This is a genomic window from Solimonas aquatica (assembly GCF_900111015.1).
Classification (GTDB): Bacteria; Pseudomonadota; Gammaproteobacteria; order Nevskiales; family Nevskiaceae; genus Solimonas; species Solimonas aquatica.
In genome coordinates, this window is sequence record NZ_FOFS01000010.1 from 148,451 (window position 1) to 170,456 (window position 22,006).

16 protein-coding genes are annotated in these 22,006 nt (G+C 67.9%); 6 read left to right on the forward strand and 10 right to left on the reverse strand.

What is annotated here, in order from left to right; genetic code table 11:
• Positions 1 to 56: 56 nt before the first annotated feature.
• Together ffh and BMY12_RS13515 are read right to left on the reverse strand one after the other, a co-directional pair.
• Complete coding sequence (gene ffh, locus BMY12_RS13510) at positions 57 to 1,421, reverse strand: signal recognition particle protein (RefSeq protein ID WP_093287184.1); 1,365 nt, start codon at positions 1,419 to 1,421, stop codon at positions 57 to 59.
• Positions 1,422 to 1,484: 63 nt separating this feature from the next.
• Positions 1,485 to 2,255 carry an MBL fold metallo-hydrolase gene (locus BMY12_RS13515; RefSeq protein ID WP_093287186.1) on the reverse strand — a complete coding sequence of 257 codons (771 nt, stop codon included), beginning with the start codon at positions 2,253 to 2,255 and terminating at the stop codon, positions 1,485 to 1,487.
• A gap of 79 nt (positions 2,256 to 2,334) precedes the next feature.
• On the opposite strand from BMY12_RS13515, the gene BMY12_RS13520 reads away from it, so the two are divergent.
• Together BMY12_RS13520 and BMY12_RS13525 are read left to right on the forward strand one after the other, a co-directional pair.
• Entirely contained in the window at positions 2,335 to 3,120 is a 786-nt protein-coding gene (locus tag BMY12_RS13520; RefSeq protein WP_093287189.1) for a cytochrome C assembly family protein, read from the forward strand.
• 88 nt (positions 3,121 to 3,208) lie between these two features.
• Positions 3,209 to 4,486 carry an HlyC/CorC family transporter gene (locus BMY12_RS13525; RefSeq protein ID WP_093287191.1) on the forward strand — a complete coding sequence of 426 codons (1,278 nt, stop codon included), beginning with the start codon at positions 3,209 to 3,211 and terminating at the stop codon, positions 4,484 to 4,486.
• Positions 4,487 to 4,685: 199 nt separating this feature from the next.
• Here the strand turns inward: BMY12_RS13525 and rnhA are convergent, their stop codons facing one another.
• Positions 4,686 to 5,159 carry a ribonuclease HI gene (gene rnhA / locus BMY12_RS13530; protein WP_245732506.1) on the reverse strand — a complete coding sequence of 158 codons (474 nt, stop codon included), beginning with the start codon at positions 5,157 to 5,159 and terminating at the stop codon, positions 4,686 to 4,688.
• The gene (locus tag BMY12_RS13535) at positions 5,156 to 5,929 is read right to left on the reverse strand and encodes a class I SAM-dependent methyltransferase (RefSeq protein WP_093287194.1); all 774 of its coding nucleotides are present in this window, start codon (positions 5,927 to 5,929) and stop codon (positions 5,156 to 5,158) included. Before BMY12_RS13535 ends, rnhA begins: the two co-directional genes overlap by 4 nt.
• 62 nt (positions 5,930 to 5,991) lie before the next feature.
• On the opposite strand from BMY12_RS13535, the gene gloB reads away from it, so the two are divergent.
• The 3 genes from gloB to BMY12_RS13550 all read left to right on the forward strand — a co-directional run bounded on the left by gloB (position 5,992) and on the right by BMY12_RS13550 (position 8,096).
• Complete coding sequence (gene gloB / locus BMY12_RS13540; protein ID WP_093287197.1) at positions 5,992 to 6,780, forward strand: hydroxyacylglutathione hydrolase; 789 nt, start codon at positions 5,992 to 5,994, stop codon at positions 6,778 to 6,780.
• Positions 6,781 to 6,820: 40 nt separating this feature from the next.
• Entirely contained in the window at positions 6,821 to 7,129 is a 309-nt protein-coding gene (locus tag BMY12_RS13545; RefSeq protein ID WP_143068956.1) for a hypothetical protein, read from the forward strand.
• A 325-nt stretch (positions 7,130 to 7,454) separates the two neighbouring features.
• Positions 7,455 to 8,096 carry a glutathione S-transferase family protein gene (locus tag BMY12_RS13550; RefSeq protein ID WP_093287202.1) on the forward strand — a complete coding sequence of 214 codons (642 nt, stop codon included), beginning with the start codon at positions 7,455 to 7,457 and terminating at the stop codon, positions 8,094 to 8,096.
• 192 nt (positions 8,097 to 8,288) lie between these two features.
• Here the strand turns inward: BMY12_RS13550 and lon are convergent, their stop codons facing one another.
• From lon to BMY12_RS20020, 4 genes are all read right to left on the reverse strand, one after another.
• A complete protein-coding gene (gene lon, locus BMY12_RS13555) occupies positions 8,289 to 10,625 on the reverse strand; it encodes an endopeptidase La (RefSeq protein ID WP_218140201.1) in 2,337 nt (778 codons plus the stop codon).
• A 197-nt stretch (positions 10,626 to 10,822) separates the two neighbouring features.
• Positions 10,823 to 12,871 (reverse strand): transglycosylase domain-containing protein, encoded by a 2,049-nt coding sequence (locus tag BMY12_RS13560; RefSeq protein WP_093287208.1) that lies wholly within the window; start codon positions 12,869 to 12,871, stop codon positions 10,823 to 10,825.
• Positions 12,872 to 12,879: 8 nt separating this feature from the next.
• Positions 12,880 to 18,471 carry an alpha-2-macroglobulin family protein gene (locus BMY12_RS13565; RefSeq protein ID WP_177188994.1) on the reverse strand — a complete coding sequence of 1,864 codons (5,592 nt, stop codon included), beginning with the start codon at positions 18,469 to 18,471 and terminating at the stop codon, positions 12,880 to 12,882.
• Positions 18,458 to 18,958: a hypothetical protein gene (locus tag BMY12_RS20020; RefSeq protein WP_143068957.1), complete on the reverse strand. Its 501-nt coding sequence runs from the start codon at positions 18,956 to 18,958 to the stop codon at positions 18,458 to 18,460. Before BMY12_RS20020 ends, BMY12_RS13565 begins: the two co-directional genes overlap by 14 nt.
• 86 nt (positions 18,959 to 19,044) lie before the next feature.
• Here BMY12_RS20020 and BMY12_RS13570 point away from each other — a divergent pair, with 86 nt between their 5' ends.
• A complete protein-coding gene (locus BMY12_RS13570) occupies positions 19,045 to 20,151 on the forward strand; it encodes a ZIP family metal transporter (protein ID WP_177188995.1) in 1,107 nt (368 codons plus the stop codon).
• A gap of 4 nt (positions 20,152 to 20,155) precedes the next feature.
• On the opposite strand, the gene BMY12_RS13575 is transcribed toward BMY12_RS13570, so the two are convergent.
• Positions 20,156 to 20,839, reverse strand: coding sequence for a GntR family transcriptional regulator (locus BMY12_RS13575; protein ID WP_093287215.1), 684 nt, complete (start codon positions 20,837 to 20,839; stop codon positions 20,156 to 20,158).
• Positions 20,836 to 22,002, reverse strand: coding sequence for an efflux RND transporter periplasmic adaptor subunit (locus BMY12_RS13580; protein ID WP_218140194.1), 1,167 nt, complete (start codon positions 22,000 to 22,002; stop codon positions 20,836 to 20,838). The genes BMY12_RS13575 and BMY12_RS13580 overlap by 4 nt, the downstream gene beginning before the upstream one ends.
• Positions 22,003 to 22,006 lie beyond the last annotated feature (4 nt).

Sequence of the window (22,006 nt, forward strand, 5' to 3'; positions counted from 1 at the left end):
AGCAGCCGTCCCTGGCCGCCTGTTTATGTTCGCTCGCCGTCCAAGCCGGCATCGCCTCAGCGGCGCGGCATCATGCCCGGCGGCAGCTTACCGGCCAGGCCGCGCATCAGCTTGGCCATGCCGCCGCTGGCGACCTTCTTCATCATGTCGCGCGTCATCTCGAACTGGCGCAGCAGCTGATTGACCTGCTGCACTTCCACGCCGGCGCCGGCGGCGATGCGGCGCTTGCGCGCGGCCTTGATCAGATCCGGGAAGTGCCGCTCCTGGCGGGTCATGGAGTTGATGATCGCCACCGTGCGGCGCATCTGCTTTTCGGTATCGACGTTCTTCAGCTGCGCCTGGATCTGCTGCGCGCCGGGCAGTTTTTCGATCAGCGACTGCATGCTGCCCATGTTCTGCACCTGCAGCATCTGCTCGCGGAAATCCTCCAGATCGAAGCGCTTGTTCTTCTTGAGCTTGTCGGCGAGCTTCTGGGCCTTTTCCTGATCGACCTTGCGCGCGGTCTCCTCGATCAGGCTCAGCACGTCACCCTGGCCGAGGATGCGGTTGGCGATGCGCTCGGGGTGGAACACTTCCAGGCGGTCGGACTTTTCGCCCACGCCCAGGAACTTGATGGGCCGGCCGGTGACCTGACGCACCGACAGCGCCGCGCCGCCACGGGCGTCGCCATCGACCTTGGTCAGAATCACGCCGGTCAGCGGCAGCACATCGGCAAAGGCGCGCGCGGTCTTGGCCGCGTCCTGGCCGGTCATGCTGTCCACCACGAACAGGGTCTCGATGGGCGTGAGCGCCGCATTCAGGGCGGCGATCTCCTTCATCATGTCCTCGTCGACCGTGGTGCGGCCGGCGGTGTCCACGATCAGCACATCGGCGTACTGCTTGCGCGCCTGCGCCAGCGCGTCCTGGGCGATGGCCACCGGGTCCTGGCCCACCTGCGAGGGGAACCAGTCCACGCCGACATTGCCGGCGACGATGCGCAGCTGCTCGATGGCGGCCGGACGGTAGACGTCGCAGGACACCACCAGCACTTTCTTCTTCTCGCGCTCCTTGAGCCACAACGCCAGCTTGCCGGTGCTGGTGGTCTTGCCGGAGCCCTGCAGGCCGGCCATGAGAATGATGGCCGGCGGCTGCGTGCGCAGGTTCAGGGGCTCGGCCGTGCCGCCGAGGGTGGCGGTCAGCTCCTGCTGCACCACGCGCAGGAATTCCTGGCCCGGGGTCAGCGACTGCGTGATCTCCACGCCCAGGGCGCGCGCCTTGACCTTGTCGATGAAGTCCTTGATGACCGGCAGCGCGACGTCGGCTTCCAGCAGCGCCATGCGCAGCTCGCGGCTGGCGGCGTTGATCTGCTCTTCGGTCAGGCGGCCCTGGCCGCGGATCGAGTCGAGCACGCGCGACAGGCGCGAAGTGAGATTTTCAAACATGGTCGGGTTCAGGGCGCAGCGGCAAAGGCGTGCATTGTAGCGATATGCGGGCGCCGGCTGGCCTCAGGCCAGGCTCAGGGTGTCGCCCCGCTTGAGCAACTCGAACTGCCAGCCTTTCAGGGCCTGCCTGCACTGCCGTTCGATCTGGCTCTCGCTGCCCGGCTTGGCGTGGGTGAGATACAGGCGCGGGCGGTGCTCCAGCTTGCGCAGCTCGCGGCCCAGGAGTTCGGGCGTGAGGTGCTTGGAGGCGTAGCCCAGGGCGGCTTCCTGGTCCGGGAAGGACACTTCGATGATCAGCGAATCCAGGCGCGGCAGGCGGTTCAGGAAGGTCCACAGGCCGTCGTCGGCGTAGGTGTCGCCGGTGAAGGCCAGGCAGCTGCGCGCGGTCTGGATGGCATAGCCCACCGCCGGCACCGTGTGCCGCACGCGAAACGCGGTGATGCGGCGCTCCTCGCCCAGCTCGATCACTTCCTCGGCCGCCAGCTCCTGCCAGCGCAGCAGCGGTCGCTGCGCATCGGGCAGCTGCGAGAAGTCCGGCCACAGATGCCAGTTGAACAGATGCTCGCGCAGCACCTGCAGGGTCTCGCGGGTGGCGTGCACCAGGATCGGCTGCTCGATGTGGTCGAAGAGATTGTCGGCCAGAAAGGCCAGACCGCAGACATGATCCAGATGACAGTGGGTGAGAAACACCTCGCGGATCCGCGTCTGCTGCGCCAGGGTCAGATCCCCCACGCCGGTGCCGGCGTCGATCAGGATTTCCTCGTCGAGCAGCAGGCCGGTGGTCCGCAAACCGGGACCGACGCCACCACTGCATCCGAGCACTTTGATCCGCATGCTTGTCCCGCATCTCCTCAGGCGCCGCGGATGCTAACACGCAGCACGAGGGCCGCACCGTGAGTGTTATCCTCTTTGGATGACCGCACTGCTCGTCGCCGCTCTGCTGTATCTCCTGACTGCCGTCTTCATCTGGCGTTATCCGGATACACCCAGCCCTTCGCGCTGGCTGCCGCTGCCGGCGCTGATCGCCCACGGCGTGGTGCTGGGCATGATGATTCTCCACCACGGCAGCATCACCCTGGGTCTGAGCGAGGCACTGTCGCTGTTCATGTGGCAGTCCGCGCTGCTGCTCTGGGCGCTGTGCTGGCGCGACAAGCTGCAGGCCCTGGGCATCGGCATCTATCCGGCGGCGGCGCTCGGCGCACTGATCGCCGCCCTGGACCCGACGCCACCGGTGATGAGCGATCCCCTGGACTGGAAGACGCGCCTGCATGTGGTGCTGTCGCTGATGTCGGCGGGCCTGCTGACCCTGGCGGCGGTCAATGCCGTGCTGCTGGCCATCCAGGACCGCTGGCTGCACCGTCTGCACTTCCCCCGCTTTGCCCGCGCCCTGCCGCCCCTGCAGACCATGGAGGATGTGCTGTTCCGCCTGATCGGCATCGGCTTTGCGCTGCTCTCGGCCACCCTGCTCAGCGGCCTGTGGTTCGTGCGCGACTGGATGGCCCAGCATCTGGCGCACAAGACCATCCTCTCGATCACCGCCTGGCTGATCTTCGGCATCCTGCTCTGGGGCCGCGCGCGGCACGGCTGGCGCGGCCGCACCGCCATCCGCTGGGCGCTGGCCGGTTACGCCGTGCTCTTCCTGGCCTACTTCGGCAGCAAAATGATTTTGGAGGAAATCCTAGGCAAGCACTGGGGTTAGCACTTACATTTAAAGTGGCGCCGTTGACAGTGGGCGCCTTGCTCCGATAACTAGGGGTTTCTCCTCCCCGGCCGTAACGACCGCGCTCTTGGACGACATACCGCTAGTCATCCTGTTTTCAGCACTCGCTGTGCTGCTGATCGTCTCGGCGTTTTTCTCCGGTTCCGAAACCGGCTTGATGACGCTCAACCGTTACCGCCTGCAGACCCGCGCCCGCAAGGGCGAGCGCGGCGCCCGTTACGCCTGGGAACTGCTCAAGCGTCCGGACCGCCTGATCGGCACCATCCTGCTGGGCAACACCTTCGCCAACAATCTGGCGGCGGCCATCGTTGCCATCATCACCGCGCGCATGTTCTCGCACGACACCGCAGTGCTGGTCAGCACCGGCCTGATGACCATCGTGATGCTGATCGTCAGCGAGGTCACGCCCAAGACCCTGGCGGCCCTGCATCCCGAGCGTGTCGGTCTGCCCTCGGCCTATGTCTACTGGATCCTGCGCTGGCCGCTGTTCCCCTTCGTCTGGCTGGTGAACCTGATCAGCAACGGCCTGCTGCGCATCGTCGGCGTGTCGCCGGAGGACGCCGCCCAGCACAGCCTGAGTTCCGAGGAACTGCGCACCGTGGTGGCCGAGGCCGGGGCGATGATTCCGCAGCGCCACCAGAAGATGCTGATGGCGATTCTGGACCTGGAGAAAACCACGGTCGAAGACATCATGGTGCCGCGCAACGAGATCATCGGCATCGATCTCGCCGACCCGCGCGACAACATCATCGCCACCATCATCGACAGCCAGCACACCCGCCTGCCGATCTACGAAGGCTCCATCGACAACCTCAAGGGCGTGGTGCACCTGCGCCGCGCGGTGCGCCTGGCCGCCGAGGACAAGCTGGACATCGACAGCCTGCTGGCCCTGGCCGTGGAGCCTTACTACGTGCCCGAGGGCACGCCGCTGAACCAGCAGCTGCTCAATTTCCAGAACCAGAAGCGGCGCGTGGGTTTCGTGGTGGACGAGTACGGCGACATCCAGGGCCTGGTGACCCTGGAAGACATCCTGGAAGAAGTGGTGGGCGAGTTCACCTCCGACCCCGCCACGCGCATCAAGAACGTCTACGCCGATGCCGACGGCAGTTATCGCGTCACCGGCTCGGTGACCGTGCGCAGCCTGAACCGCAATCTCAACTGGAAGCTGCCGATCAAGGGCCCCAAGACCATCAACGGTCTGGTGCTGGAGCAGCTGGAGACCCTGCCGCAGACCGGCACGCGCGTGGACATCGCCGGCTATACCGTGGAAATCACCGAAGCGCGCGCCAACGCGATCAAGGCCGCGCGCATCTGGCCGCCGCAGCCCAAGGCGCGCGCCGCGTAAAGTCCGCCGCAGCGCCGACCGGGCGATGCCATCAGTCTCTGGCCGGCTCCGGGCTCCGCCAGCCGCCTCTCATCTGCGGCTCATTCCTGCACAGGCCCACCCCTGCTGGTCATTCCCGCGCAGGCGGGAATCCAGAGCCTTTGCGCTGCGTGCAGCGGCGCAGCGGGTGCACGCTGGCACGGGCATCACGGCCAGGCCGCTAGTCGCGCGTGGCCAGCAGCACGCCCTCGTTGGCCAGACGATCCGCTTCCTCGTTGCCGGGATCGCCGTTATGGCCCTTGACCCAGCGCCAGTCGATGCGGTGCCGGCCGGCCTCGGCATCCAGCAGCTGCCAGAGATCCTGATTCTTCACCGGCTTCTTGTCCGCCGTGCGCCAGCCGCGCGCCTTCCAGCCCGGCAGCCACTGCGTGAGGCCCTGCATCACGTACACCGAATCGGTATGCAGGGTGACCTGACAGGGCTCGCGCAGCGCCTTGAGCGCCTCGATGGCGGCAGTCAGCTCCATGCGGTTGTTGGTGGTCTGCCGCTCGCCGCCCTTGAGGCGCCGGAAATGTCCGCCGTATTGCAGCAGCGCGCCCCAGCCGCCGGGGCCGGGATTGCCCTTGCAGGCGCCGTCGGTATGGATGATCACCTGCTTGGCCGCGTCCAGACCCGCGGCGGAAAACTCGCTCAAGATCCGGACTCCGAACCGCCGTCCAGACCCTGCCGCTGTGCCGCCGGCACCGCCACGCCCACCAGGCTGCGGATCTGCGCGCGCTGCGTGCGGCCCAGCAGGTTCACCGGCAACACGCGCTTGCGCGCCACCAGCAGATAGCTTTCGGTGAAGGGCAGCAGCAGATTGGCCAGACTCCAGGGATGCCCGGCCGAACGCGGCGACAGATAGGGAAAGCCCAGACCGAAGCGGCGCAGATCGGCGATCTCGAAATCCAGCAGCTGCAACCAGTCGCTGACGCGGCCGGCGCCATAGAGCCGGGCACCGGTGGCGAAATTGCGCGCGCCACCCAGCCGCCGGCGCAGCGCCCACAGGCTCCAGGGGCTGAAGCCGAACAGGAACAGCCGGCCGCGATCATTGAGCACGCGCGCCGCCTCGCGCAGCACCTGATGCGGCGAGTCGTTGAATTCCAGGGTGTGCGGCAGGATCACCGCATCCACGCTCTTCTCCGGCAGCGGCAGCCGCCCGGGCTCGATCACCGCGCCCACGCCCTCGCCCTGCACCGTGCCCAGCACCGCGCGATGCAGGGTTTCGGCATGACTGAGCAGCTGCGTGCCGCCCAGCCAGCTGCCGATCTGCAGCACATGACGGCCGAACACATCCGGCAGCAGACGCTGCAATTCCTTGCTTTCGAGATTCAGCAGCGCCTGGCCGCGCGGCGAGGCGGTCCATTGCGCCAGCAGCTCGCGCTCGGTGAGCTTGCTGCCACGGGGATGACGGGGGAGGAGCATGGCACTACTCTGTAAAACCGATGATCCATCTTACTGCGAATCGGCCCGAGTCCAAGACCCCCATGAGCACCGCCACGATCCAGGTCCACGCCCTGCCCGCCTTCAGCGACAACTATCTGTGGACGCTCACGCGCGGACAGGACGCGGTGGTGGTCGACCCCGGCGACGGCGCCGTGGTGCAGGCCTTTCTCGATGCCCGGCAGCTGCGCCTGCGCGCCATTCTGATCACCCATCATCACCCCGATCACATCGGCGGCTTGTCGCTGCTGCGTGAGCGCTGGGAGGTGCCGGTCTACGGCCCCGCCGCCGAAGCCGCCCGGATCAAGCTGCTGACCCAGACGCTGGAGGATGGCGCCGGCCTCGACGTGCTGGGCGAGCGCTACGAAGTGCTGGCGCTGCCCGGCCACACCCTGGGCCACATCGCCTACTACAGCGCGCAGGGCCGGCGCCTGTTCTGCGGTGACACCCTGTTCTCCGCCGGCTGCGGACGCTTGTTTGAAGGCACGCCGCAGCAGATGCACGCCTCGCTGTCGCGGCTGGGCGCCCTGCCCGGCGACACCGCCGTGTACTGCACGCACGAGTACACCCAATCCAATCTGCGCTTCGCCCTGGCCGTGGAGCCCGACAATGCCGCGCTGCAGGCCCGCAATGCCGAAGTCGCGCGCCTGCGCGAGGCGGGTCAGCCCAGCCTGCCCAGTCGCATCGATGCCGAATGCCAGTTCAACCCCTTCCTGCGCAGCGCCGTGCCGGCAGTACGCGCCGCCGCAACCGCGCAGGCGGGCGAGGCCCTGGACGATGAAGTGGCCGTGTTCGCCGCCCTGCGCCGCTGGAAGGATGTCTTTCGCGGCTAGGTTTTTGCAGGCACGTATTCGCAACGATCAGGAGTACGCCATGGATGGATTACGCCGCATCAGCCTCTTGCTGTGCCTGAGCCTCGCCCCCGGCCTGAGCACTGCGCAGAACGCGCCGCCTGCCACAGCCGCGCAGACCTTGAAGCCTGGCGACGCCCCCGGCCAAAGCGTCTGCCGCGATTCCGCCGACGCGGCACTGCGCTATCACGGACGTCTGCTGGGCTTTGAGCGCGGCAAGGCGCAGATCCAGATCGGCAGCGCGATCCGCAAGAACGACGGTCAGCCGCTGGCCGGGTTTCACAGCACGGCGGTGTGGGACGAGCCGGGGAACTGGACGTACTGCGAGTAGGCCACAAGCCAAAAAGGGGGCAGATATATTTTCCCCAAAAAAGCCGGATTAAATTGCTCATTTATCTGCTCCCCTTTCTTCTTTTGTCTGCAGGACTGTAAGTGATCCATCCGCCCTACCGAAACCACGTACGCCGCGAAGAATAGAGCTAAATCACCAAACGCCTGCCGCGCCTGCCCGCCTGGATTTAAACCACAGGCCCGCGCAGACATCGGCGGTGGCATTCATTCCAGCCTGGGAACGCAGATCGCCAGCAGACTCGGCTTGGTGTCGCGCGGGCTTCCTACAATGCCGGCCTCAGGCCATCATCAGGAGCACTCTGCCCATGCTCACCGTCCACCATCTCGGTGTCTCGCAGTCGGAACGCATCGTCTGGCTCTGCGAGGAACTGGAAATCCCGTACACGCTCAAGCGCTACGAGCGCGATCCGCAGACGCGGCGCGCGCCGGCCGAGTACAAGGCCCTGCATCCGCAGGGCACGGCGCCGGTGATCAGTGATGGCGAGCTGGTGCTGCCGGAATCCGCAGCCATCATCGAATACATCGGCCGCAAGTACGGCGGCGGCCGAATGTCGGTGGCACCGGATGCCCCGAACTACGCCGACTATCTCTACTGGTTCCACTACGCCAACGGCAGCTTCATGCCGGTGCTGATGCTGCAGATGCTGGGCCTGGGCCTCTCCGCTGCGCCCGATCATCCGCGCATGGGCTTTGTCATGCAGCGTCTGGCGCAGGCCCGGATACTGATCGAAGAACGCCTGGCGCGCAGCGACTACTTCGCAGGCCCGCAACTCACCGGCGCCGATGTGATGATGATGTTCCCGCTCAGCACCATGCGGAATTTCTCGCCGCTGGACCTGAGCCAGATGCCGGCCACGCGCGCTTATCTGCAGCGCATCGCCGCACGTCCGGCCTATCAGCGCGCCATGGCCAAGGGTGATCCGGGAATGCCGCTGAAGCTGCTGTAATGATGGCTTGGCGCCCGCGCAGCACATAAGCGGGGCGACAAAGCAGGGAGGCTTACACACTGCGCACCAAGCCATCCTGCTTTTTGCTGCTCAGGCATCCATCATCAAGGCAGATGCTGGCAGTCGTGCACAAACGAAACGGGCAGCTCTCGCTGCCCGTTTCGCTTCACTCGCTCAAGCGCGCTGTGCCGCTCAATGCGCCCGCGCCGCTTCCTTGGCGCTGTCTTCGGCGGCCACCGCGGCCGGCTCCGGTTCCGGGCGCGGTTCGGGCTGGCGTTCCAGGGCGATGCGCAGCACATCGTCCACCCAGCGTACCGGCTCGATGTTGAGCGTGGACTTCACCGTCTCGGGAATGTCGGCGAGGTCTTTGACGTTTTCCTGCGGGATGATCACGGTCTTGATGCCGCCGCGCTGGGCCGCGAGCATCTTTTCCTTGAGCCCTCCGATCGGCAGCACTTCACCGCGCAGAGTGATTTCGCCCGTCATCGCCACATCGGCACGCACCGGAATTTCCGTGAGCGCGGAGACCAGCGCCGTGCACATGGCAATACCCGCAGACGGACCGTCCTTGGGCGTCGCGCCTTCCGGCACGTGCACGTGGATGTCGCTGTTCTCGTAGAACTTGGGATCGATGCCCAGCTTCTTGCTGCGCGCACGCACCACCGTCAGCGCGGCCTGGATGGACTCCTGCATGACGTTGCCCAGCGAGCCGGTCTGCGTCATCTTGCCCTTGCCGGGCGCCAGCGCGGCTTCGATGGTCAGCAGCTCGCCGCCCACCTCGGTCCAGGCCAGGCCGGTGACCTGACCCACCTGATTGCGCTCCTCGGCGCGGCCGTAGCGGAACTGCGGCACGCCCAGGTACTTGTCCAGGTTCTGCGGCGTGACTTCCACGCGCTTCACGTCCTTGCCGGTGAGCAGCTGCTTGACCACCTTGCGGCAGATCTTGCTGATCAGACGCTCCAGGCTGCGCACGCCGGCTTCGCGGGTGTACAGGCGGATGGTTTCGCGCAGGGCCTCGTCACTGACGCTCAGCTCGCCGTCCTTGACGCCGTTATTCTTCATCTGCTTGGGCAGCAGATACTGCTTGGCGATGGCCAGCTTCTCGTCTTCGGTGTAACCCGGCAGACGGATCACTTCCATGCGGTCCAGCAGCGGGCCCGGAATGTTGAGCGTGTTGGCGGTGGCGATGAACATCACGTCCGACAGGTCGTACTCCACTTCCAGGTAGTGATCCTGGAAGGTGCTGTTCTGCTCGGGGTCCAGCACTTCCAGCAGCGCGGCCGAAGGATCGCCACGGAAATCCATGGCCATCTTGTCGATCTCGTCGAGCAGGAACATCGGGTTCTTCACGCCGACCTTGCTCATGTTCTGGATGATCTTGCCGGGCATGGAGCCGATGTAGGTGCGGCGATGGCCGCGAATCTCGGCCTCGTCACGCACGCCGCCCAGGCTCATGCGCACGAACTTGCGGTTCACGGCATCGGCAATGGAGCGGCCCAGCGAGGTCTTGCCCACGCCCGGAGGGCCGACCAGGCACAGGATCGGGCCCTTGAGCTTCTTGATGCGCGCCTGCACAGCCAGATACTCGACGATGCGTTCCTTGACCTTCTCCAGGCCATAGTGGTCTTCGTCGAGCTTGGTCTGCGCCAGGTCCAGATCGATGACGCTCTTGGTGCGCTTCTTCCAGGGCACCTGGGTGAGCACGTCCAGGTAGTTGCGCACCACCGTGGCTTCCGCCGACATCGGCGGCATCATCTTCAGCTTGTTGAGTTCCGCCACGGCCTTGGCCTTGGCTTCCTTGTGCATGCCGGACTTTTCGATCTTGCTGGCCAGCTCTTCCTGTTCGGAAGGGCCGTCCTCGTTTTCGCCCAGCTCCTTCTGAATGGCCTTCATCTGCTCATTCAGGTAGTACTCGCGCTGGTTCTTTTCCATCTGCTGCTTCACGCGCGTGCGGATCTTCTTTTCGATCTGCAGCACGTCGATCTCGCTCTCCAGCTGGCGCATGACGTGTTCCAGGCGCGCCTTGGGATCGTCGATCTCCAGCACTTCCTGCTTGTCTTCGAGCTTGAGATTCAGATGCGCGGCGATGGTGTCGGCCAGGCGACCCGGCGCGTCCATGCTCGCCAGCGAGGGCAGCAGTTCGGCGGGAATCTTCTTGTTGAGCTTGGCGTACGACTCGAACTGCGTGAGGATGGAACGCGTGGCCGCGTCCACTTCCTTGTCATCCGTCACCGAGAGCTTGTCGTCCGGCAGCTGCTGGCACTCGGCGGAGAGAAACGCGCCGTCGAAGTCGAAGCGCGTGATGCGCGCGCGGCGCACGCCTTCCACCAGCACCTTCACGGTGCCGTCGGGCAGCTTGAGCATCTGCAGGATGCTGGCCAGGGTGCCGACGCTGTAGAGGTCTTCGGCGCGCGGCTGATCGGTGTCGGCGGTGCGCTGCGCCACCAGCAGGATGCGCTTGTCGTCCTGCATCGCGGCAGTGAGCGCCTTGATGGATTTCTCGCGGCCGACGAAGAGCGGAATCGCCATGTGCGGGAACACCACCACGTCGCGCAAGGGCAGGACGGGTGCGGTACGTTCGGTCAGGTCTTCCACGTGATCTCCGGGCGGTGCGTTTACGGCCATTATGCCGATTGATTCCAGAAGCTGCGGGCGAATCCGCAAGAATCAAGCCGCGCGGCCGCCCCAGTCATGAGATTTTCTTGGCGCTCAGCGGTTTAGCCTTGCTAGCGGACCCGGAAAGATACCTCCGGGGTGGCGGCGCTGGCGCCGCTGGCGGCGGTGGCCACCGCGCGCAGGCGGTGCACGCCGGCGCTCAGCGGCCAGTCCAGGAACTTATCGGCAGTCTGGGCCAGAAATTCACCGTCCAGCTCCCAGCGCACCGAGCGCAGCGGCTGGCGCCAGCCCAGCTCGAAACGGAAAGCCTGCAGGGTTTCGGGAATGCGCGGATCACGCGCCATCAGCAGGCCCTCGAAGGGTTGCAGCAGTACCGGGTCTTCGGCCTGGGGCTCTGCGGCCGGCGCGGCGCGGGCCAGCGCCGAGGGCGGCGGCGCGGCGCGCAGGGCGCCGGCCTCTGGCAGCCGTGCCAGCAGGCTGCGCGCCAGCAGCGCCGGGCCGCGCGCACCAGTCACGCCTTGCGTGGCACGGCCGGAGAGATTGCCCACCCAGATGCCGAGCAGATAACGGCCGTTGTAGGCGATGGTCCAGGCATCGCGGTAATCACTGGAGGTGCCGGTCTTCACCGCCGTGCGCTGCGCGAAGCTCAGCAGCGAGCCATCCCCGAACTCCAGGCGCCGCGAATCGGCGTCGGCCAGGATGCCGCTGATGGCGCGCGCCGCCTCGGGCCGGATCAGCCGGCGCGGCAGCGGTGCCTCGCCGTCCTCGCGCAGGCTCAAGGGCTGCCAGAGTCCTTCGCGCGCCAGCGCCGTGTAGGCCTGCACCAGCTCGAACAGGCTCAGCTCGCCATTGCCCAGGGCCAGACCGTCGCCGTAGAACGCGGCGCTCTGGCGCAGCGAGCGCACACCCAGATCCTGCAGGCGCGAGAGAAAGCGCTCCTGCCCCACGAACTGCAGCGCCTTCACCGCCGGAATGTTGAGCGAATTGCCCAGGGCCTCGGCCAGGGTCACCGCGCCGTAATGCTGCCGGCTGTAGTTGCGGTATTCATGCAGGCCTTCGTTGACGCGCTCGCGCAGCGTGGCGTCCTCGATCACGGTGTCGGCCCGCCAGCCCTGCTCCAGGCTCAGGGCATAGAGCAGCGGCTTGAGCGTGGAGCCGGGCTGGCGCGGCACCTGCAGGGGATCGATGCCGATGGCCTGCGGCGCGCGGGCATCGGCGGCGGCGTAGGCACGCACGCGATTGCCGTCCAGGTCCACCACCAGCGCCGCCGCCTGCTGCGCGCCCTCGCGCGACAGTTCCTGCAGGCGCTCAGCCAGATAACGTTCGGTATCCGCCTGCAGGCCGCTGTCCAGACTGCTGCGCAGACTCGCGCGCTGCGGCACCTGCGTGGCCAGCTCGCGCTCCAGCTGCGCCAGGAAGTAAGCGGCTTCGAGCGGCGCACTGCGGCGCTGCAGGGCCAGCAGATCCTGCGGCGGTGGCAGCTGCAGACGCTGCGCCAGTTGCTGCACGCGCTTGAGCAGCGCCTGCGGCTCGCGCGCCAGCCGGCTGGGCGCACGTACCAGCACTGCCAGCGCCAGCATCTCGTCCTGGCTGAGCGTGTCCAGACTGCGTGCGAAGTAGTAATCGGCGGCCTGCACCACGCCGCGCCGGTTGCCGCCGTACGGCACCTGGTTCAGATAGAACTCCAGGATCTCGCTCTTGTTGAAGCGCGCTTCCAGACGCCAGGCCTCGAAGCCTTCCACCCAGCGCGACCACAGCGTGCGCGGACGCGGGTTCAGGATGCGCACCACCTGTTCGCTGATGGTGCTGGCGCCGCGCAGCGCGCGGCCGGCGCGCAGATTGACCCGCAAGGCCATCGCGCGTGCGCGCCAGTCCACGCCGCTGTGCCGCCAGAAGCGCCGATCCTCGGCCTCGACAAAGGCCTGGCGCAGCGCCAGCGGCATGGCCTCCAGCGCGCGCTGCTCGTAGAGATTCAGGCCGCCGTCGTAGACGCTGTGCAGCGGCTGCCCCTCGCGGTCGAGAATCTGCGGCGGCGCGCCCTGCAGGCTGGGCTGCAGGCGCTCGGGCAGCGCCCGCTGCGAGAGCAAGGTGGCGAGCATCAGCAGCGACAAGGCCGCCAGCGCGCCCCACTTCACTCCTCGCAGCAGACGCGCCTTCATGCCCGGCTCTACTGCGCCTGCACCGTGAGCCGCTGCGCCACACCTTCGGCGCGCACATCCGGCTCGTACAGGCGCTCGGCGTGAATCTCATTCACCGCAAACTCGCCGCTGGCCACCGCACGCGCCAGATACGCGAGCCGGTAATGACCGGCATCGGCCTGCTCGGCGAAGAAACGCACGGCATCGAAGCGCAGCTGCCGGTGGTAGAAGGGATAGGGATAGGCCGGGCTGGCCTGCGCCAGGGCCTCGGCATCGAAGCCCGAGGCGGTGGCCAGATCCGGATTGATCGGCTCCAGTCCCGCCGGCACCGGATCATCCACGAGCAGCTGCGTCATGAAGGCCGGCACATCCAGGCTGATTTCGATCTTCAACTGCTCACCTTGCTTGACCTCGAGCTGCGGGCCCTGCAAGGCCTGCCACTGCTGCGCGCGCCAGACGTAGTACTGGCGACGCACCGCGAGCCCCGCCTGCAGCGGCTGCGTGGGCGGCGGCGCGGCGTAGCGCAGCGCGCTGCTCGCATACGCGCGGCCGCTGCCCTGGGTGTCGAGCTTGAGCGTCTGCGCCTGCTCGCCGATGGCCTGCTGCCAGCGTGCCTGCGGCTGCCCGCCGCTGAGCTGCGCCGTGCCCAGCGTCTGCGCGCCCAGCTGCGCGCGCACGCTCAGCGCCAGCGGCGCCGACTCGTAGACCCGCGCGTAATCCACGATCGCGCGCGTGCAGTACAAGTCTTCCTGGGTGTTGCGCCACCACAGGCGCGTACCGCGTGCCTGCGTGATGGCCCGTGCCAGCTTCGCCGCCAGTTCGTCCTCGCCGGGCGCATGGCGCGCCGCCAGCGCCGAGAGCGCCGCGCAATTGGCGCGCAGCGGCGAACCCAGCAGCCAGGGGTTGTCGTCCTGCTCGTCCGCGCGCAGCAGCAGATTGGCCGCCGACTGCTGGCCGCGCGCGAGCAGTCGCTGCCAGGCGGCCTCGCTCACCGCTTCGGCGCCCTTCGTATGTGCCGCGGCATCGGCCAGCATGGTTTCACCGAACAAGCCCATGCGCGGCAGCAGCGGCAGATAGCGACGCAGTTCGGCGGCATCCAGCTGGCCGTGCTGCGCCAGCGCCGCCAGCACCACGGCACGCAGCTGCGCGCGCGTCTCGGCGTGCTCATAACCCGGCGCGGCGATGTCCTGGCGCAGCTGGACTTTGAGATAGGCGTCGAGCTTGTCCCAGACTGCCGCTGGCGGCGGGTAGCCCAGTTGCTGCAGCCAGGCGAACACCAGCGCCGTGTAGGCCGAAAGATAAGGGCTCTGGTAACGATCCTCGGCGACATAGAACCCCATGCCGCCGCCCGGCGCCTGGAAGCTCGCCGCGTCTTCGAACAGCTGCGCAGGCAAGGCCTCGGCCTGCGGCCAGGCCAGCGTGGCCGGCAGCTGCGCGCGCAGCTTCAGGTAATAGGCCGCCATCAGCGCCTTGCTCAGCCGCTGCTCCCAGCAGTCATAGGGATAAGCCGCCATGTGCTCGAAGGCGCCGCCGAGATTGCCGAGCAGGCTGCCGGCGACATCCAGCTGCAGCGCCAGCTGCGTGGCCTGCGGCGGGGGCTTGATCGCCAGCGAGTACGACTCGCCCGCAGTCAGGCTCGCAAAATCCGCCGCCACGATATTGGCAGCGCGCTCGCGCACCGGAATCTGCACACGCAGCGCGTCTTCATCCTGCGCATCGCCCGCGCGCGCCGTGAGCTGCACACTGCCGCTGCGCTCGATGCTCAGCGGCAGCGTCAGCGTGCGCCGTTCGAAGGGCTTCAGGCTCACACTCTGCTCGCGCTGCGCGCTGGCCGCGCCGCTGGCCTGCAGCTTCACCTTCAGCGTGCGCGTGCCCGGCTCGCGGTTCATCAGCGTGAAGCTGGCATCGAGACGGTCGCCGCGCTGCAGCTGCGCCGGCAGCGCCGCGCGCAGCTCGGTGGGCTTGCTCACCGCGATCTGCGCCTGACCCAGCCCCATGCGATCCGAGGGCGTGACCGCCATCGCCAGCACCCGCCAGCCGGACAGATTGTCCGGCGTGATGAAGCTGAAGCGGGCGCTGCCCCGGGCATCGGCCTTCAGGCTCGGATTCCAGTAGGCGACGAACTTCTCCACCGAACGCAGCGACAGATCCGCGCCGCCATCACCGCCGGCACTGGCGCCCTTCTTCTCGAACTTCTGTCGTCCCACCAGACGCGTCAGCAGCGAGTAATTGGCCAGATCCAGAGGATCGAGCTGGGTGAAGCCCTTGAGCGGATCGAAGTAATCGCCGCCACCGCGAATCAGGTCGAACACCGCTTCATCCAGCACCGCCACCGCGAACTCCACCGGCTCGTCGCTGGCATGACGCGCCGTGGCGCGCAGGGCCACCTGCAGGCTCTGGCGCGGCTTGAGCGTGCTGGCATCCGGCGTCACCTGCACCAGCAGCTCGCGATACGGATCCTGCACCTTGAGCGTGGTATAGCCCATGCGGAACGCCGGCTTGCCCAGATCCACGCCGTCCTTGATCGGCGCCTGCACGCGCGGTGACATGACGGTGACCGAGACATACGCGCCGGGCAGATACTCGGGCTTGATCGGCAGCTCGATCACCGGCGTGGCGCCGCGCAGAACCTGCACGCGCTGCTCCAGCACGCCGTAGCGCTCCACGGTGATCAGGGCCTGCGCGCCGGGATAGGGATTCTTCACGAACAGCTTCGCGGTATCGCCGACCTGGTACTGCGCGGCATCGGGGCGCACATCCAGGCTGAAGTCCGGGCTGTCCTCCCAGAGAATCTCGTTGGCGCCCTGCGCATACATCCAGGTGCTGGATTCGTGCAGACGGTTCTGGCTGTCGCGCACCAGGGCGATGGCGCGCAGCTCGCCGCCGCCATCGGGCGTGAAGCGGCAGACATTGCCCTGCGCCGAGCTGCGGCCCTGGCAGCTGGCCACGCGCTGCCACTGGCTGAAGCTGCGCGTGATATAGGCATTGCCGGCGCTCTTCACGCGCGCACCCTTGGTGATCTTGCGCTCGATCTTCACGTAGTACGGCACGCGCGACAGCGGCTTGCCGGCGGCGTCCACCACCAGGGTCTGCACCTCGCCGGGCTTGCCGGCCTGCAGCCAGCCCTGCTGCGCGATGCCGATGTAGCGATCGCGACCGTGATAGGGAATCTGCGCACTGGCCACGATCATGCGGCCCTGATCATCCTGCACGCTGCCTTCCAGCTGCAGGCTGCCGACCAGCACCGGCGCCTCCTTGACCTCCACCTCGCCACGCCACTGGCCCTGCGCATCCAGATGCAGCTGCTGATCCAGCACCGCGCTCTGCGCGCGGCCGCCGCTCTGCCAGCTGTCGAACTGGTAGCGGCGCGCCAGCGGGTCCTGCGGCTCCAGTGCGCCGGCCTCCAGCCGCGCCACCACGCGCGCCGGCGCATTGGCGAACGGTCCGCCGCCATGCAGCTGCGCGCGCAGCTCGGCGCGGATGCGCTGCGCCGGCTGCGCCTCGCGCGCCTGCAGCTCGGCCTGCACGCGAAACGGCGCCGGCACGAAGTCGGACACCAGCACGCGCATCGGCTCCAGCCTCAGGTCCTGCACGAACTCCGGCTGCAGCTCGAAGCGATACCAGCCCACCGCCGCGCTGCGCGGCAGCGTATAGCTGCCATCCAGTGCACCGAAATCGGAGAGCTTGAGATGTGCGCGTTCCTCCACCGGATTGCCGGCCGGATCGATCAGGCGCAGGGTGTAAGCACCCGCCGGCGCCGGCTCCAGCGTGCGCCCGGAGTCCTCGCGCACGTAGAGCTTGTACTGCAGGCGATCACCGGCGCGGTACACGCCTTGCGCGGTGCTGCCCCAGGCGCGCAGATGGCCGTGGCGCTGGCGACGCCATTCGGAAATCTGCTCGCGCGAGGCGCGCCAGGTGTCCACCTGGAATTCATAGCTCAGCGGCAGCAGCGCGAGATCCGTTCCGCGCCGCACGCGCAGATACAGAGGCTCGCGCTTGTCATCACTCACCGAGACGTATTGCCGCTCCAGCCTGGCATCCAGCGCCGCACTGCCCGGCAGCAGGGCCAGGCCTTGCGCATCACTGCGCGCCTGCGCGCGCGGCGCGGCGGCGAAACCGTCCAGCACCTCGACCTCGGCGCCCGACACCGGCTTGCCATCGGCCATGCCGGTGATCCAGACCAGCAGATTGTGGTTGCCGAGCTTGGCCTGCACCTGCCAGGGCGTGACCTCGGCGAAGAAAGCCTTGGGCTTGTCGTCCGTGGCCGGCGTGCTGCGCAGCTGGCCTTGCAGCGCGCCGCTGCGCGCGCCCAGCATGCTGCGCACATCCAGCGGCAGGGCGAAGGACAGATTGCGCACCGGCGGCACGAGCGTGCGCTGCTGGCCCTGCTCGTGCAGACCCTGCGCATCCTGGGCACGGAACTGCGTATCGAGCTGATCGAGATTGGTCACATACACCGGCAGCTGCGAGTCCACGCCGGACTCCAGCACCGCAGGCGAGTGATCCAGCACCAGGCGCGGCTGGCGCGCGCCGGTGCGAAACTGCAGGTGCTGCTCGCTACCCAGCGTGCGACCGAAACGATCCTGCAGGCTGGCCGCGATCCTGAGCTGATAGTCGGTCTCGGCCGCCAGGCGATACGGCAGACGCAGCGCGTACACCTGGCCCGCCTCGTGTTCACCGTTCACGGGGGTCGCCGGCGTGAGCTCGCCTTCGTCCTGCGCGGCGGGCGCAAGCGCCGGCGACTGCGGACTGAGCTGCAAGGCGGCGGCGTCCTCGCGCATCGGCACATTGAACAGCAGGGCCGCGCCTTCCAGCGGCGTGCAGTGTTCGCCGGCCTTGATCTGCCGCTGCGCCTTGCCATCGAAGCATTGCAGGCCCAGCAGGCGCGGCGCGGCGTAGGTCTGCAGCTTGCTCACCTCGCGAGACTCGCGGCCCGGCTCATCACCGAAGGCCGAGCGCAGCCCGGGCCGCAGGCGCAGCGCATAAGCCTGATCGGCACGCAGCGCCTGACGCGGCGTGAGCAGCCAGAGCTCACGCGCCTCGCCCTGCGGCGTGTAGAAGGGCGTGTCCTCGTCCTCATACGCGCCGCTGGCCTGCAGCGCCGCGCCATCCAGACTCAAGGCCTGTTCCACCGACGCGCGTGCCACCGGCTGACTGAAGCGCACGCGCAGCTGCGGCCGCACGGGGCTGGTCCACTGCGCGACCTCGGCCCATTGCAGCGTGGGCGTCTCGGTGCTGAAGCGATGCTCGATGCCGCGTTCCAGCCGGCTGCCGTCCAGGGCCGTGAAGCCGGCGTCGATCCGCAGCTGATAGCGCGTGGCGAGACCAAGCTGCGCGCCATCGGCGAGATTGCAGGCCAGGGTCTGCACATCCAGCCAGCGCCACTGACAGGGCAGCTCGGGCGTGATGCGCACCGGAATCTCGCTGGCCTGCCGCTCCATGCGGCCCAGCGGCACCATGGCGCGGTCGAAGCTCAGCAGCAGCTGATTGCCGACCGGCACGTCCTCGCCGGAAGGCGTGATGCGCAGGAGCTTCAGCTCCCCGGCCTGTGCCACGCCGCCGAGTGCAGCCGCCAGCAGCAGCGCGCCGCACGGCATCAGCCTGGCCTCAGGGCGTCGCATGTTTGATGCGCGCATAGCTGACGCCCTCCGCATTGCCCACCAGTCGCAGCTCGCGATAACCGGCGTGATTGCGCCAGATGCTCTCGTGTTCGGTGACCTCATCCGGCTCGCGTACCGGCAGACCCAGCACCGCCAGCGTCGCCGCACGCAGCGGCAGCTCGCGCTCACGCAGCGAGATCGTCAGCCAGTCGGCCTTGTCGTCGATGAAGGTGATCTGCAGGCCGTGCTGCGCATAACGGCAGCGCGTGCTGAACTCGGCGCGCTCGCAGGCGACGGGCTCGCCCAGCTGCTGACGCAGCGCCTGCTGGCTCTTGCCGACGATGGCGGCAAGATCGATCGCCCCCTGCGCCTCGCCCTGCGGCGGGGTCTCGAAGGCAGCCTGATAGTCGTAGGTATCCGGCAGCCAGTTGCGCCACCAGGCCAGCGCCAGCAGCAGCGCCAGCAACAGGCCCAGCACCGCCGGCACACGCCATCGTCTCGTCTTCATCATGGATCCGTTTCTTGTCGCCGTCCGCAGGCCGCGCGGCAGCAGGCCGAGTCACTCGTTTCGTCCCAGCTGCATGCAATAATGCCGTGATGCCCCTGATCCTGCTCACGCTGACACTTGCCGCGCTGGCCTGCGGGCCGCTGCTGTATCAGTACGCGCGCTCGCGCGTGGCGCTGCTGGCGTTTCTCGACGGCTTCATGCTGGTGAGCATCGCCGGGCTGGTGCTGCTGGAAGCGGTGCCGGGCACCTTCAGTGCCGGCGGCGCCTGGAGCGCGCTGTTCATTCTGCTCGGCCTGCTGGGTCCCAGCGCCCTGGAGCATGGCCTGACGCGGGCCCGTGAGAAAGCGCATCTGCTGGCCCTGCTGCTGGCGATTCTCGGCCTGATGATTCACAGCCTGGGCGATGGCGTGGTGCTCTCGCAGGGCGGCGACGCGCACGCGATGCTGGCACTGCCGCTGGCCGTGGCGGTGCACAGCGTGCCGGTGGGCCTCGCCGTGTGGTGGCTGCTGTATCCGGTCTTCGGCGCAGTGCCGCCGCTGGCCGCGATCGTGGGCATGGCCGGCGGCACCATCGCCGGCTTCCTGTTCGGCCCTGAACTCGGCGCGCATCTGGGCAGCAGCGGCTGGGCCTGGTTCCAGGCCCTGGTGGCCGGCTCGATTCTGCATGTGGTGTTCGGCCGTCCGCATATCGATCCGGGCGAGCACCGCCATTATCCGCCGCGTTACGAAGGCCTGGGCAATCTCTGCGCGCTGCTGGGACTGGTGGCGCTGGCGCTGCTGGAATCCGAACCCCTGCCGGCCGCCGCCGGCTTTCACCTGAGCCTGCAGCTGGGCCTGATCGCGGCGCCGTGGATTCTGCTGCTGGATCTGCTGCTGGCGGTGTTGCTGGCGCTGCGGCAGCGCGGCGCGGCGCCGCTCTGGCAGCGCAGCCTGCAGCTGGCGGGTCTGGAACTGCCCGACCGCGGTGCGCCGCATCTGCTGGCGCTGCTGCTGATTCTGGGCTTCGGTCTGCCGCTGCTATGGCCGGCGGCGCTGCAGCTGAGCGAGCAGTCCCCGGGCGCCTGGCAGATCACTGCGGCGCTGCTGATCACCGCGCTGCTGGCGGGATCCATGCTGCGCCGGGGCAGCCGCGCCTGGCTGGCCGATCTCACGCCGCGCCTGGGCCAGAGCCACGGCCATCATCATCACCACTGAGCGCTCAGTGCGGGCCCTGCTGCTGGCTGCGGAGTTTGGCCAGCCGCTCCAGCAAGCGCCCGAAAATCTCGCGTAGCGGTTCTGCCGCGCGTTCACCATCGCCTTCGCGCAGCGCGGCGATCAGACGCTTGCGCTGGCTCACGAAACAGCCCATCAGGCCGATGCGCTGCACCGCGATGCGGGCGCGCACATCCCAGGCCATGTGTTCCCAGGCGCGCAGGTAAAGCCGGTTGCGCGACATCACAATCAGCTGGCGGTGAAAATCCAGCGCGGCCTGCATCAGGGCTTCGGTGTCGTCGCGGCGTTCGGCCTCCTGCATGCGGCGCAGGGCCTGCTCCAGAAGCTGCAGATCCTCGGGCGCGCAGGGCACCGCCAGACGCAAGGCCGACTCTTCCAGCGCCAGGCGCAGCTCATATGCCTCGCGCAGCTCTTCCAGGTCGATGCCGCGCACCCGCGTGCCGCAGTAGGGGCGCGATTCCAGCAGCCCCAGCGCTTCGAGTTCGCGCAGCGCCTCGCGTACCGGCGCCTGACTGACCTCGAACTCGGCCGCCAGCGCCAGCTCACGCAGATGCGCACCGGGCTGCAAGCGCCCGTCGAGAATGCGCGCGACGATCTCGCTGCGGATGTGCTCGCGCATGCAGCGGCGCGGCACGCCTGCGGGCGCCGGCGTCGCCGCCTTGCTCTTCACGAGGCGGCCTTGGCCGTGGCGACGGGCCGCACGCGCGCGCCGTCTCGCAGCGAGTCGGGCGGATTGAGCACCACCTGATCGCTTTCGCGGATGCCGTCCAGCACTTCGATCTCGCCGCCGAAATCGCGGCCCTGATGAATGCTGCGCAGATGCACGCGCTGCTGCGCGTCCACCACCGCCACCTGCAGACCCTCGCTGCGGAACAGCACCGTGTTGGCCGGCAGTCGCAGACTGCCGGTTCTGCCTTCCGGCAGCTTGAAGTGCGCCTCGCCATAGGCACCGGGCAGCAGGTGATAGCGGCTGTTGTCCAGCTCCAGCTCGGCCTGCAGGCTGCGTGTCTGCGGATCGAAGGCGCCGGCACTGCGCACCAGGCGCGCCTCGAAGCTCTGGCCGGGACGCTCGCTGAAACGCAGCTGCGCCGGCACGCCCGGCTGTGCCAGTGCGGCATAGGGCTGCGGCAGCTGCACGTAGACGCGCAGCGCGTGCGTATCGGCGATGCGGAACAGCTCGGCACCGCTGTTCTGGCCGGCGTTGATCAGCGCGCCGATGTCGGTGTTGCGCGCCACCACCACGCCGTCGAAGGGTGCCAGCACGCGCTTGAAGGATTCCAGATCGCGCAGCCGCGCGAGATTGGCCTTGGCCGAAGCCAGCGCCGCACGCTTGGCGGCGGCGTCGCCGGCCTTCTGCTCGGCCTCCTGATGCGAGACCGAATCCGCTTGCAGGAGCTGCTGCCAGCGTTCGCTGGTGCTGCGCGCCAGTTCCTCGTTGGCCTGCGCGCTGGCCAGGTCGGCCTGCGCCTGCGCCAGCTGCTGGTCGATCTCCGGCGTATCGATTTCCGCCAGCAGCTGACCCTTCTTCACCGCCGTGCCGATGTCGGTATGCCAGGCACGCAGATAACCGCTGGTGCGCGCATAGATGCTGGCCTCGTTGTAGGCCCGCAGCTCCGCCGGCAGCACCACATCTTCGCCACCCTGGCCGCGCGAGGCATGCACCAGCACCACATCGGGCAGCGCGGCCTCCTCGGTGCTGCGCGCCAGCGCCGCGCGGGTCAGCACGCGCTCACTCACGCCCCAGACCACCAGAATCGCCAGCACCAGCAGCAACAGCTTGCCGCCGTGCCGCTTCCAGACGCGCGGCTCTTCGGGATTTTGCATTTGCGACATGGCT